The organism is Nocardiopsis xinjiangensis YIM 90004 (assembly GCF_000341145.1).
In the GTDB taxonomy this organism is placed as follows: domain Bacteria; phylum Actinomycetota; class Actinomycetes; order Streptosporangiales; family Streptosporangiaceae; genus Nocardiopsis; species Nocardiopsis xinjiangensis.
Window position 1 is genome coordinate 151,298 of sequence record NZ_ANBE01000007.1, and the last position, 12,776, is coordinate 164,073.

Genomic DNA, 12,776 nt, shown 5'->3' on the forward strand with positions numbered 1-12,776 from the left:
GTTACGGGTTCAGGGCCACGGCGTCTCCGAGGCGGTGGACGCGCAGGGAGTTGGTGGAGCCGACGGTGCCCGGAGGGCTCCCTGCGACGATGACGATCTTGTCGCCGCGGTTGTAGTCGCTGAGCTGCAGGAGCTCGTATTCGACCTGGCGGACCATGTCGTCGCTGTTGTCGACCCAGGGCACGCGGTTGGTGTCCACGCCCCAGGTGAGGGCGAGGCGGCCGCGGGTGAGCGGTTCGGTGGTGAAGGCCATGAGCGGGATGGGTGACCGGTAGCGGGCGAGGCGCCGGGCGGTCTCTCCGGACATGGTGAAGGCGACGAGGGCGCGTGCGCCGATGCTCGCGCCGATCTCGGCGGCGGCGCGGGCGATGGCGCCGCCGGTGGTCTCGGGGACGCGGTTGAGGATGTGGGAAGCCCGGAGGGATTCCTGTTCGGCGGCTCCGACGATGCGGGCCATGGTCTCGACGGTGTCGACGGGGTACTGGCCGATGCTGGTCTCGCCGGAGAGCATGACGGCGTCGGCGCCGTCCAGGACGGCGTTGGCGACGTCGGAGGCTTCGGCGCGGGTGGGTCGGGGCGCGGAGATCATGGATTCGAGCATCTGCGTGGCGACGATGACGGGTTTGGCCTTGTCGCGGCAGCGTTCGATGGCGCGTTTCTGCACCATGGGGACGTTCTCGAGCGGGAGTTCGACGCCGAGGTCGCCGCGGGCGACCATGACGCCGTCGAAGACCTCGATGATGTCGTGGAGGCGTTCGACGGCTTGGGGTTTTTCGATCTTGGCGATGAGGGGGACGGTGACGCCCTCCTCGTCCATGATGCGGTGGCATTCTTCGGCGTCCGCGGGGCTGCGTACGAAGGAGAGGGCGACGATGTCGACGCCCTGGTGCAGGGCCCAGCGGAGGTCGTCCTCGTCCTTTTCGGTGAGGGCGGGGACGCTGACGGCGACTCCGGGGAGGTTGAGTCCCTTGTGGTTGGAGACGGGGCCGCCGAAGATGACGCGTGTATGGATCTCGGTGCTGGTGGTTTTGGTGCATTCGAGGACGACGCGGCCGTCGTCGATGAGGACGCGGTCGCCGGGGTGGACGTCTCCGGGGAGTCCCTTGTAGGTGGTGGAGACGCGGTGGTTGTCACCGGGGACGTCTTCGGTGGTGATGGTGAACTCGTCGTCCTCGTCGAGTTCGATGGGGCCGTCGGCGAAGGTGCCGACGCGGATCTTGGGGCCCTGGAGGTCGGCGAGGACGCCGATGGGGCGTTGTTCGTCCTCGGCTGCTCGCCGGAGGTTGGTGATGCTGGCGTGGTGGTCGTCGTGGGTTCCGTGGCTGAGGTTGATGCGGGCGACGTCCAGTCCGGCTTGGACGAGCTGCCGGAGGGTCTCCGGGCTCGAGGTTGCGGGACCGAGGGTCGCGACGATTTTTGCTCGACGTGTCACACGTAACACTCTAGAGCTTTCAGGTGGCGCAGTGGTCTAAACCAGGTTGTGTGGGGACGTCTCCTCGTCTGCGAGAAGGCGAATTCTTGGTGTGCATGGGAGCACACATGGGATGTTTCCCCACGTACGCAGGGCTTCCCGCGCCTGACCGGTTCCGTGGTGTGCGTGCCCGTTGTGACCCGGAGGCACACCAAGTGTTGGGGTTCTCACCCGGCTGGGGCCCTCAGGAGCGGGTGGGTGGTCAGTCGGCGGGGGCTTCGCGACGGGGTCGGGGCAGGTCGACCTGGATCCGGCCGTAGTTACGCAGGATGCGTAGACGCTGGATGGTACGCATTCCTTCGCGTTCGATGGTGGCTGCGGTGTCCCAGTGGTCCCAGCAGGCGTCCCAGCCGCCGTCGGAGCGCTGTTGTTCCTCGAAGGCCTGGAAGTTGCGCTCGATCTCGTCGTCGGTGAAGAGCCGGCGGGCGATGTGGTCGGGGTGTTCGGCCAGGTCCAGGGGTGTGTGGACGTGGCCGGTGGCGCGCGGGTGGACGTCGATGACGGCGCGGATCCTGGTGGTGAGCCGGTGGAGGGTCTCCAGGGCGCGCTGCCGGTCGGGGACGTGCTGCAGGAAGTTGCAGAGGGCGATGGCTTGGTGGGGGTCGGTCCATTTGAGGCCGTCGATGTTCTTCCAGCAGTAGGCGGTGGCGGTGTCGCGCCAGGGGTGGGTGATCTGGTGTTTGTGGAGGTATCCGGTGATCATGGCGGTGGTGTCGAGGCGGCTGCCGAAGTCGTGGGTGCGCTGGTACCAGGGTGCGGCTTCGGTGTGTCGGACTCCGGGCAGGACGGCGGGCAGGCCGCCGTCGGGGTTGCCGACGGAGGTGAGGTAGCGGCAGATCCCTGCGGTGTGGGGGCGGGAGAAGGGCCCGAGTTCGTCGAGCAGGCGTAGGGCCAGTTCGACGGCGACGGGTTGGCTGGCGTGGCCGCGTAGGTCGGGGTCGAGGCTGTTGCCGTAGCCGCCGTCGATGTTGCGGTAGGCGGCCAGGGCGGCGCGGACGTTCTCGGCGGGGCCGGCTCGGAAGAGGAAGTCGAATCGGTGTCGGTCGAGCAGCCGCGCGTTGCGCATGGTGAAGTGTTCTGCGGCGTGGAAGGAGTCCCAGGTCACAACGGTCATGTTTCGACGGTATGTCCGGGTGCGGTGGGGGTGAACTGCTCGCGCGGAATCCATGCGCGGTTTTTACTTGCGTGGTGTGGTGCCGTCGGTGTCGTGGTTCCGGAGGGTGGGTCCGCGGCCTCGTCGCCACAGGACGAACAAGCCGATCCAGGAGATGGCGACGCTCACTCCCACGAGGAATTGTGCGGTGAGGGCGTGTTCCTGGGGGTAGATGATGCCGGTGAGGTAGTAGTCGATGAAACCCACGTCGCCCATACCGTCCTGGCCGGCGTTGACGCGTCCCCAGTTCTCGACGTAGGTGAGGGGGCATCTCCAGCCGATGATGTTGATGGCGAGGGCGTAGGCGGCGACGGGCAGGTGGAGCCAGAACATGCGGGGCCACAGCCAGGCGAGGAAGCCTCCCAGGGTCACATGGACGAGGAAGGCGAAGTGGAGGATCATCGCTATTTCGCCGATCACCTGGTAGAGCATCGTCCGGTTTCCTCGTCGGAGCGAGTGTTCGGGTGGAGTTCTACGTCTTCAGTATCCCAGCCGCTTCCTGTCCCGGCCAAGTGTTCACGTGCTCGCGGTGACGGCGTGGCGCCGGGCGCGGGGACTGCTCCCCTGCGCCCGGCGCGCCTGTGCGGTGTGGCCGTTCCCCCTACACGAGCGGTCGCTCGGTGGGCGGGATGCCGGCGGGCAGGTGGGTCCGGTCGTTGAGGTAGCGGTCCACTCCGGCGGCGGCTGAGCGGCCCTCGGCGATCGCCCAGACGATGAGGGACTGGCCTCGGCCCATGTCGCCGGCGCAGAAGACGCCGTCGACGGTCGTGCGGTAGTCGCTGTCGCGGACGACGTTGCCGCGTCCGTCGAGTTCGACGCCGAGTCCGTCGAGGAGGCCGGCCTTCTCGGGGCCGACGAAGCCCATGGCGAGGGTGACGAGGTCGGCGGGGATCTCGTGTTCGGTGCCCTGCACGGGTTCGAAGCCCTTGTCGGTGCGCTGGACCTCCACGAGTCGGAGTGCGCGGACGTTGCCCTGGTCGTCGCCGAGGAATTCGACGGTGTTGACGGAGTAGATCCGCTTTCCGCCTTCCTCGTGGGCGCTGGTGACCTTGTAGAGGTTGGGCATGGTCGGCCAGGGCTGGTGGTCGGGCCGTTCGGTGGGCGGCTTGGGCATGATCTCGAGCTGGGTCACGCTCGCTGCGCCTTGGCGGTGGGCGGTGCCTACGCAGTCGGCTCCGGTGTCGCCTCCGCCGATGACGATGACGTTTTTGTCCTGGGCGGTGATGGGCGGGGTGTCGAGGTCGCCTTCCTGGACCTTGTTGGCCAGGGGCAGGTATTCCATGGCTTGGTGGATGCCGCCCAGTTCGCGGCCCTTGGCGGGCAGGTCGCGCCAGGCGGTGGCCCCGCCCGTGAGGACGGTGGCGTCGTATCGGGCCTGGAGCTGGTCGGCGGTGATGTCGCGGCCGACGTCGATACCGGTGCGGAAGGTGGTTCCTTCGGCGCTCATCTGGGCGAGGCGGCGTTCGATGTGGCGCTTTTCCATCTTGAACTCGGGGATGCCGTAGCGCAGCAGGCCACCGATGCGGTCGGCGCGTTCGTAGACGGTGACGTCGTGGCCGGCGCGGGTGAGTTGTTGTGCGGCTGCCAGGCCCGCCGGGCCGGATCCGACGACGGCGACGGTCTTGCCGGTGCGCGTGGTGGGGGGCAGGGGCTTGACCCAGCCTTCTTCCCAGGCGCGGTCGATGATGGAGACCTCGACGTTCTTGATGGTGACGGCGGGTTGGTTGATGCCGAGCACGCAGGCGGATTCGCAGGGTGCGGGGCAGAGGCGGCCGGTGAACTCGGGGAAGTTGTTGGTCGCGTGGAGGCGTTCGATGGCCTCGGCCCAGTCGTGGGTGTGCACGAGGTGGTTCCACTCGGGGATGAGGTTGCCGAGGGGGCATCCGTTGTGGCAGAAGGGGATACCGCAGTCCATGCAGCGCGAGGCCTGCTTGGTGACGGTGCTGCGTGCGAAGTCCTCCTGGACCTCCTGCCAGTCCTGGATACGCACGTCCACGGGTCGGTGCTGGGGCAGTTCGCGGTCGGTGATCTTCAGGAAGCCCTTGGGGTCACCCATGGTGCTCCTCCTTTCGTGGTTCGTGCTCTAGGACTGTGCTGAGGCCATGACGGCCTCGTCGACGTCGCGGCCCTCGCGTTCGGCCTCGGCCTGGGCGAGCAGGACCCGCTTGTAGTCGCGGGGCATGACTTTGCTGATGCGGGCGAGTGCGGCGTCGCCGCCGTCGAGGAGGCGTCGGGCGACGGTGGAGCCGGTCTCGTCGCGGTGCCTGGTGAGGATGGCGGTGAGGAAGTCGCGGTCCTCGTGGGTGAGGTCCTCGATCTCGACCATTTCGCCGTTGACGCGTTCGGGGTCGAGGTCGAGGACGTAGGCGGTGCCACCGGACATGCCTGCGGCGAAGTTGCGGCCGGTGCGGCCGAGGACGACGGCGCGGCCGCCGGTCATGTATTCGCAGCCGTGGTCGCCGATGCCTTCGACGACGGCGGTGGCGCCGGAGTTGCGGACGCAGAAGCGTTCGCCGACGATGCCGCGGATGTGGATCTGTCCGGAGGTGGCGCCGTAGCCGATGACGTTGCCGGCGATGATGTGTTCTTCGGCGGCGAGGGTGGAGGTCCGGGCGGGGCGCACGGTGATGCGTCCGCCGGACAGGCCCTTGCCGACGTAGTCGTTGGCGTCGCCGGACAGGCGCATGGTGATGCCCTTGGGCACGAAGGCGCCGAAGGACTGCCCGGCCGATCCGGTGAAGGTGATGTCGATGGTGTCGTCGGGCAGGCCCTGGGCACCGTGTCGTTTGGTGACCTCGTGGCCGAGCATGGTGCCGACGGTGCGGTTGACGTTGCGTACGGGCAGTTCGAGGGTGACGGGTTCGGCGAAGTCGAGTGCGCCCTCGGCCAGTTGGACGAGGGTGTGGTCCAGGGCCTTCTCCAGGCCGTGGTCCTGGCCGCGGACCTGGCGGCGGTGGTCGCCGTCCCAGGGGTCGATGGCGGCCAGGACGGGTGACAGGTCCAGACCCTGGGCCTTCCAGTGGTCGACGGCGTCGGCGGTCTCGAGGTTCTCGACGGCGCCGATGGCTTCGTCGAGGCTGCGGAAGCCGAGTCGGGCGAGGTACTCGCGGACCTCTTGGGCGATGAACTCGAAGAAGTTCACGACGTGGTCGGCCTGGCCGGAGTAGCGTTCGCGCAGGTCCGGGTTCTGGGTGGCCACGCCGACGGGGCAGGTGTCGAGGTGGCAGACGCGCATCATGACGCAGCCGGAGACGATGAGGGGCGCGGTCGCGAACCCGTACTCCTCGGCGCCCAGGAGAGCGGCGATGACGACGTCGCGTCCGGTTTTCATCTGTCCGTCGGTCTGGACGACGATGCGGTCGCGCAGGCCGTTGAGCAGCAGGGTCTGCTGGGTCTCGGCGAGACCGATCTCCCAGGGGGTGCCGGCGTGCTTGAGGGAGGTCAGCGGTGAGGCGCCGGTTCCTCCGTCGTGGCCGGAGACGAGGACGACGTCGGCGTGGGCCTTGGACACTCCGGCTGCGACGGTGCCCACGCCCGCTTCGGAGACCAGTTTGACGTGTACTCGTGCGGACGGGTTGGCGTTCTTGAGGTCGTGGATGAGTTGGGCGAGGTCCTCGATGGAGTAGATGTCGTGGTGGGGCGGCGGGGAGATGAGTCCGACGCCGGGGGTGGAGTGCCGGGTGCCGGCGACCCACGGGTAGACCTTGTGGCCGGGCAGTTGTCCGCCTTCGCCGGGTTTGGCGCCTTGGGCCACCTTGATCTGGATGTCGTCGGCGTTGGTGAGGTAGTGGGAGGTGACGCCGAAGCGGCCGGAGGCGACCTGTTTGATGGCGCTGCGCCGGAGGTCGCCGTTGGCGTCGCGGGTGAAGCGGTCGGGGTCTTCGCCGCCTTCGCCGGTGTTGGACTTGGCGCCGAGGCGGTTCATGGCGATGGCGAGGGTCTCGTGTGCCTCGGCGGAGATGGAGCCGTAGGACATGGCGCCGGTGGAGAAGCGCGTGACGATGTCGGAGACCGGTTCGACCTCTTCGACCGGGACCGGCTGTCGCAGGCCTTCCTTGAAGCGCAGGAGCCCGCGCAGGGTCATGAGCTGTTCGGCCTGGTCGTCGATCTTGTCGGTGTACTCCTTGAAGATCTCGTAGGAGCGGGTCTTCGTGGAGTGTTGGAGTTTGAAGACGGTCTCTGGGTTGAAGAGGTGCGGTTCGCCCTCTCGGCGCCACTGGTACTCGCCGCCGACCTCGAGGCGGCGGTGGGCGCCGGCGTTGACGGCGTGGGCGCGGCGGTGGCGGACGGCGACCTCTTCGGCCAGGACGTCGAAGCCGACGCCGCCGAGGCGGGAGGTGGTTCCGGTGAAGCACCGGTCGATGACGTCGTGGCCGAGCCCGAGGGCCTCGAAGATCTGGGCGCCGGTGTAGGAGCCGACGGTGGAGACGCCGATCTTGGACATGATCTTGAGGACACCCTTGGCGTAGGCCTTGAGGGTGTTGTGGACGGCCTGGTCGGCGTCGATGCCGCCGAGTCGGCCGCTCTCGACCATGTCGCGGACGGTCTCCAGGGCCAGGTACGGGTTGACGGCGGAGGCGCCGTAGCCGAGGAGGAGGGCGACGTGGTGGCATTCGCGCATGTCGGCGGCTTCGACGATGAGTCCGACCTCGGTGCGGGTCTTCTCGCGTACGAGGTGGTGGTGGACGGAGCCGGTGAGCAGCAGTGAGGGGATGGGTGCGCGTTCGGTGTCGACACCGCGGTCGCTGAGGACGATGATGCGGGCGCCGTCGGCGATGGCGCGGTCGGTCTCGGTGTTGATCTGGTCGAGTCGCCGGTCGAGTGCGCGGCCGCCGCCGTCGACGGGGTAGGTGCCGTCGACGGTGTGGGTCCTCAGTGCGGGGTTGCTCTGTCCTGCGGCGATGACCGCGGCGAGTTCGGCCTGGTCGAGGACGGGTGTGGGCAGGGACAGGCGTTGGGTGTCGGTGGGGTCCGAGGAGAGGAGGTTGCCCTCGGCGCCGAGGAGGGTTCCGAGGCTGGTGACCATCTCCTCGCGGATCGCGTCCAGCGGTGGGTTGGTGACCTGTGCGAAGTGTTGGCTGAAGTAGTCGAAGATCTGCCGGGAGCGGTCGGAGAGGGCCGCGACCGGGGTGTCGGTGCCCATGGAGCCGATGGGTTCGGCGCCGGTGCGGGCCATCGGTGTGAGGATGATGCGGAGCTCTTCCTCGGTGTAGCCGAAGGTCTGCTGGGCGAGGTCGATCTGCTCGGTCCGGGCGGGTTCGGCCGCGGGCAGGTCGGTGAGGCGGGTGATGCCGTTGTCGACCCAGTCCCGGTAAGGGTGCTGGGCGGCGAGTTCGGCCTTGATCTCCTCGTCCTCGATGATGCGGCCCTGCTCGGTGTCGACCACGAAGATGCGGCCGGGCTGGAGGCGGCCCTTGCGCACGATGGTGGCGGGGTCGATGTCCAGGACGCCGGCTTCGGAGGCCAGGACCACGAGGCCGTCGTCGGTGACCCAGTAGCGGCCGGGGCGCAGTCCGTTGCGGTCCAGGACGGAGCCGACGACGGTGCCGTCGGTGAAGGAGACGGAGGCGGGTCCGTCCCAGGGTTCCATGAGGGTGGAGTGGTACTCGTAGAAGGCCCGCACGTCCGGGTCCATCTCGGTGTGCTTCTCCCAGGGTTCCGGGATCATCATGAGGACGGCGTGCGGCAGGGTGCGTCCGCCCAGGTGGAGCAGTTCCAGAGTGTCGTCGAAGGAGGCGGTGTCGGAGTCCTCCGGGTCGACGATCGGGAACAGGCGGTCGAGAGGGCCGGGGACGAGGTCGCTGGCGAGCTTGGCTTCGCGCGAGCGCATCATGTTGCGGTTGCCCTTGACGGTGTTGATCTCGCCGTTGTGGGCGACGTACCGGAAGGGGTGGGCCAGCGGCCAGGACGGGAAGGTGTTGGTGGAGAACCGGGAGTGGACCAGGCCCAGGCCGGAGGTGTAGCGCCGGTCGGACAGGTCGGGGAAGAACGGTTCGAGCTGGGGTGTGGTGAGCATGCCCTTGTAGGCGATGGTGCGCGGGGACAGGCTCGGGAAGTAGACGTCGGTCTCGTGTTCGGCACGCTTGCGGACGCAGTAGGCGTGGCGCTCGAGGTCGATCCCGGTGAGGCCCTCGGTGGCGGTGCCCTTGGTGCCGGTGATGAAGAGCTGCCCGAAGTGGGGCATGGTTTCGCGGGCTGCGGGGCCTGCGTAGTCGGGTTCGGTGGGCACCTCGCGCCAACCGAGCAGGGTCAGGCCCTCGTCGGCGACGATGGCGTCGATGGTGGCGACGGCCCGGGCGCGTTCGGTCGCGTCGGCGGGCAGGAAACCGATGCCGGTGGCGTAGGCGCCGGCCTCGGGGAGGGGGAAGTCGCAGACCTCGGTGTACAGGTCGTGGGGCACCTGGGTGAGGATGCCGGCGCCGTCGCCGTCGTCGGGGTCGGCCCCGGCGGCGCCTCGGTGGTCGAGGTTGCGCAGGACGGTGAGTGCCTTCTCGACGATGTCGTGGCCGCGGCGGCCGTTGAGGTCGGCGACGAACCCGACGCCGCAGGCGTCGTGTTCGAAGGTGGGGTCGTACAGGCCCTGGGTGGTGGGTTCCGCGTTCGTTCGGACGGACGAACGCCGCGCCTGAGCAGCGGGCATGTGCCCTCCTGTCGTCTTGGGTCGGCTTCGTGAAAAGCGCATCCGGGACGACATTGGCCCTGCTGCGTACGTTCTGTTGTGACTCCACGTGTGGTGGAGCGGCCACCGGGGTGGTGGGGTTCCGCGTCGGTCGGTCGCCCGTCGTGCCACCTGGGAAGGCCGGTCACGTCCTCGTGAGGCCGGTGGTGACGGGTCACCGCCTGCGGGCGGGCTCCGGGTTCTCTGGTCCCTGGTGGTTCGTACCCGGTGTCGGTCCGCGACGCGAATCGCGGATCCGACCCTGCGGTTCGTTCCACGGAGGGACTACGTTAAACCATCCGCAGCGGTCAGAGCCCCGAGGGGTTGTCGGAACCGCTTCGGGCGCAGCGGTCTCCCGAGAACCGAAATCCCATGCTACTCATCAGTAGGGAGTGTCCCGGAAGCGGGTCGGCATCTCACGCATGCGTGAGATTCCCCTCATAGGCGTGCTACCTGGCCGATGAGCACCTGACCTGCACAGCCGTGCCGGGTTCCGGGGCGTGGGAACATCGGTGCCATGGCAGCAGAGCACACCCCGGCCGCGGCGCCGGGCACCGACGACCCCGTCTCCGGCACCGACACCGAACAGGAACGGTCCGGCACCGGTGGCGCCCCCTGGCCCGAACCGGCTCGGGAGCTGCTGCGCGAACGCGGGGTGGACGCCCCGCGGGCCCGCCGGGTGGTGGAGCTGCTGGCGGACGGGCGCCCCTGGCGGGCCAACGAGCTGGTGCGGGTCTCCGCGGTGGCGCACGCGGTGGTCGCGGAGCTGCTGCGCGGGCTCGTGGCCTGCGGTGAGGCCCGTGAGGAGGAGGGCGCGGTCCGCTTGGTCCGCCCCCGCGACTACGCGGGCGCGCCCGTGCCGACGGCGGCCGACCCGGTCGCGCATCTGGTGCCGGAGCATGCCGGGGTCCTGGCGGAGCTGGAGCGTGCGGTGGCCGAGGGGCCCGCCTCCGACCTGAACCTGGACCACGTGGCCGCGACCGCCGAGACGGCGCTGCGGCGGGCCCTGTTCCTGGCCGCCCGTTTCGACCTGGAGGGACGCACGGTCCTGTGTGTGGGAGACCACGATCTGACGTCGGTGGCGCTCACGCTGGTCCTTCCCGGGGCCCGGGCGGTGGTGGTGGACCTGGACGAGCGCGTACTGGCCCACATCGACGCCTCGGCCGACCGTCTGGGGCTGGACATCGCCACCCACAGCGCGGACCTGCGTCTGGGCTTGCCGCCGGCGCTGCACGGGGTGGCCGAGGCGGTCTTCACCGATCCGCCCTACACCCCCGACGGGGTGGAGCTGTTCGTGCGCCGGGGCTTGGAGGGCATGGTCGATCCGCGCCGGGGCCGGGTACTGGTGGCCTACGGGGTGAGTGAGACCACACCCCGGTTGGCGGCGGCGACCCAGGCGCGGTTCTCCCGCCTGGAGCTGCTGGTGGAGGCGTTGTGGCCGGACTTCAACCGGTACCACGGCGCGGAGTCGATCGGCGCGGCCTCGGACCTGTACGTGCTGCGCCCACTGGCGCGGTCGCTCCCCTCCGCCGGCGGGGAGGACGCCCGGGTCTACAGCCAGGGCGCCAACGCCCGCGAGGCGCGTGTGGGCGGCGATCCGGAGCGGGCCGGGGCCGTGCTCGCGCGTGCGTCCGAGGGGGCCGACGGGCAGGGATCGGAACCGTTGCTGGTGGGATCGTGGCCGCGAGGTTTCGAGGGCGCGGGCCGGGTGCGGTTGTCCACGTGGATGAAGGCGCCGGGGTCGGCGCACGCACACGTGGTGGTGGATCTGACCGGCGGATGGGAACGCCTGGCCCCGCGTGCGGCGTTGGCAGCGCCCCTGGGGACGGCGGCGGTGGACGTGTTGGTGCCCTCGTCGTCGGCGTGGGTGCGGGACCGGGCCGGCCAGGAAGCGTTCCGGTCGTTGGTGGAGCCGCGGTTCGGTGTGCGGTTCCTGCGGGGGTTCGGTGCGAACGACCTGACGTGTGTGCGGCTGACGGTGCCGGGCACGGAGGCCGGGAGCGACCCGGCCGGGGCGTTGACGGCTCACGTGCAAGGGCGTGCGCACGGCACTCTGACCTCGACACTGCGTGCGGGGCTCATCGAGGTGACCGCGGCTCTGGGGCGGCCGGTGAACAAACGCACCGCCCGGCACGGTGTGGCCCGTGCACCGGGGTGGGTGCGCGGGCACACGGTGGTGGATCTGCCGGAGCACCGGCTGCGGGACCTGCCGCGGGTCTGCGCGGAGCTCCTGGCCCAGGTCGAGGAGGGGGCCGACCGGTCAGGTCACTGACCGGGGCCGGGCTCCTGCACGGGGGGTTCCTCGAGCGGGGGCCCCTCCTGTACGGGCGGGTCGGCCTCACCGGCGCCGCCCCCACCGGTTCCGGCACCGCCGTCGCCGGTTCCGGCACTGCCCCCACCGGTTCCGGCACCGCCGTCGCCGGGGGCGCCTTCCTCGGCCCCGGTTCCGCCGCCCTGCTCGGATTCGGAGGGCTCGCGCAGTTCCACGAGACGCCGGTAGAGCGGGTCGCGGAAGTTGGCCAGGGCCACGAGCGGGCTGGAGAGGGTCACTCGTTCGTCCACGGACTCCGATTCCTCGGGCTGGACCCACACCACGACCAGATAGTGGCCGCTGATGATGGCGTCGGCAGCGCCGTAGCCCTCGCCGAGGCGGTCGAAGGGCTCCTCACCGGAAGGGGCCAGCACGAAGCCGGGACCCGCGGGGGACTCTTCCCCGCCGGTCTCCTCCTCGGAGTCGGTCAGTTCCATGGCCGCGGCCACGTCCTGAGAGGCCCCGGTGTCGGCGAGGTTGAAGACGGCGGCCACACCGAAGTAGGCGTCGGAGACGTAGGTGGCACGCCCGGCCTGGGTGCAGTCGGCCGCAGCGAGGGCGTCCTGGACCTGCGTGCCCCAGACCGCTTCGCCGCAGTCCTCGGTCAGGTCGGAGTCGCGCAGGGTGAAGTCGATGCTCTGGCTGGAGATCTCCTCGTTGTTGCGCTCGAACAGTTCGCCCTCGTTGAGGGGGCGCTGGTCGTCCTCGCGCGAGTTCAGCACCCGGTTCATCTCGCTGCTGTCGTTCGGACGCAGGGAGTAGAGGGCGGGGCGGGTCTCCGGGGCGGCCTCGGCGGCGTCCCCTCCTCCGCCGCGCTGGACCACGAGCACCACGCCGAGCGCGATGAGGACGAGGGCGAGAGCGCCCACCAGGATCTTCAGGCCGGGGCCGAAGCGTGGGGGCTCTTTCCGACGGCTTCCGGATCGGCGTTGGTTCTCGCGCGGGGAACGCTCGGCCTGTCCCGTGTCGGACTCGCTGTTCTTCCTTCGGCGCCCGGGACCGGGCTCCGACGGTTCAGAAGGGGACACCCGATTGGACCTTTCCTCGGATTCTCGGGCCGCCGTCGGCACGGGGGGTGCGGGGCGGGCCCGGGTTCGCTCAGGGCTGGGCACGGGGTCCGGCCCCGGCCTCGGACGACCCTCGCGGGCGGGTCGATCTGACCGTGATCCTATCGGGGCGTCGG

At 69.7% G+C, this 12,776-nt stretch carries 7 protein-coding genes; 1 reads left to right on the plus strand and 6 read right to left on the minus strand.

The genetic code is table 11. From position 1 onward, the window contains the following. Position 1: 1 nt before the first annotated feature. The 5 genes from pyk to gltB all read right to left on the minus strand — a co-directional run bounded on the left by pyk (position 2) and on the right by gltB (position 9,264). Positions 2-1,432 (minus strand): pyruvate kinase, encoded by a 1,431-nt coding sequence (pyk, locus tag D473_RS0104975; protein WP_017607983.1) that lies wholly within the window; start codon positions 1,430-1,432, stop codon positions 2-4. 241 nt (positions 1,433-1,673) lie between these two features. Then, entirely contained in the window at positions 1,674-2,576 is a 903-nt protein-coding gene (locus tag D473_RS0104980) for a hypothetical protein (RefSeq protein ID WP_017607984.1), read from the minus strand. Positions 2,577-2,648: 72 nt separating this feature from the next. Then, positions 2,649-3,056 carry a DUF2784 domain-containing protein gene (locus D473_RS0104985; protein ID WP_017607985.1) on the minus strand — a complete coding sequence of 136 codons (408 nt, stop codon included), beginning with the start codon at positions 3,054-3,056 and terminating at the stop codon, positions 2,649-2,651. 169 nt (positions 3,057-3,225) lie between these two features. Next, on the minus strand, positions 3,226-4,680 hold the full coding sequence (locus D473_RS0104990; RefSeq protein ID WP_017607986.1) for a glutamate synthase subunit beta: 1,455 nt from the start codon (positions 4,678-4,680) through the stop codon (positions 3,226-3,228). 27 nt (positions 4,681-4,707) lie between these two features. Then, on the minus strand, positions 4,708-9,264 hold the full coding sequence (gltB, locus tag D473_RS0104995) for a glutamate synthase large subunit (RefSeq protein ID WP_017607987.1): 4,557 nt from the start codon (positions 9,262-9,264) through the stop codon (positions 4,708-4,710). Positions 9,265-9,799: 535 nt separating this feature from the next. Here gltB and D473_RS0105000 point away from each other — a divergent pair. Further along, the gene (locus D473_RS0105000; protein ID WP_017607988.1) at positions 9,800-11,554 is read left to right on the plus strand and encodes a bis-aminopropyl spermidine synthase family protein; all 1,755 of its coding nucleotides are present in this window, start codon (positions 9,800-9,802) and stop codon (positions 11,552-11,554) included. On the opposite strand, the gene D473_RS0105005 is transcribed toward D473_RS0105000, so the two are convergent. Further along, complete coding sequence (locus D473_RS0105005; RefSeq protein WP_026126614.1) at positions 11,548-12,621, minus strand: hypothetical protein; 1,074 nt, start codon at positions 12,619-12,621, stop codon at positions 11,548-11,550. The two genes, D473_RS0105000 and D473_RS0105005, sit on opposite strands and share 7 nt — an antisense overlap. Positions 12,622-12,776 lie beyond the last annotated feature (155 nt).

Bases quoted from the DNA above. Each gene is read 5' to 3' on its own strand.
- D473_RS0105000 (WP_017607988.1), top strand. From the start codon at position 9,800: ATGGCAGCAGAGCACACCCCGGCCGCGGCGCCGGGCACCGACGACCCC.
- D473_RS0104985 (WP_017607985.1), bottom strand. From the start codon at position 3,056: ATGCTCTACCAGGTGATCGGCGAAATAGCGATGATCCTCCACTTCGCC.
- D473_RS0104990 (WP_017607986.1), bottom strand. From the start codon at position 4,680: ATGGGTGACCCCAAGGGCTTCCTGAAGATCACCGACCGCGAACTGCCC.
- gltB (WP_017607987.1), bottom strand. From the start codon at position 9,264: ATGCCCGCTGCTCAGGCGCGGCGTTCGTCCGTCCGAACGAACGCGGAA.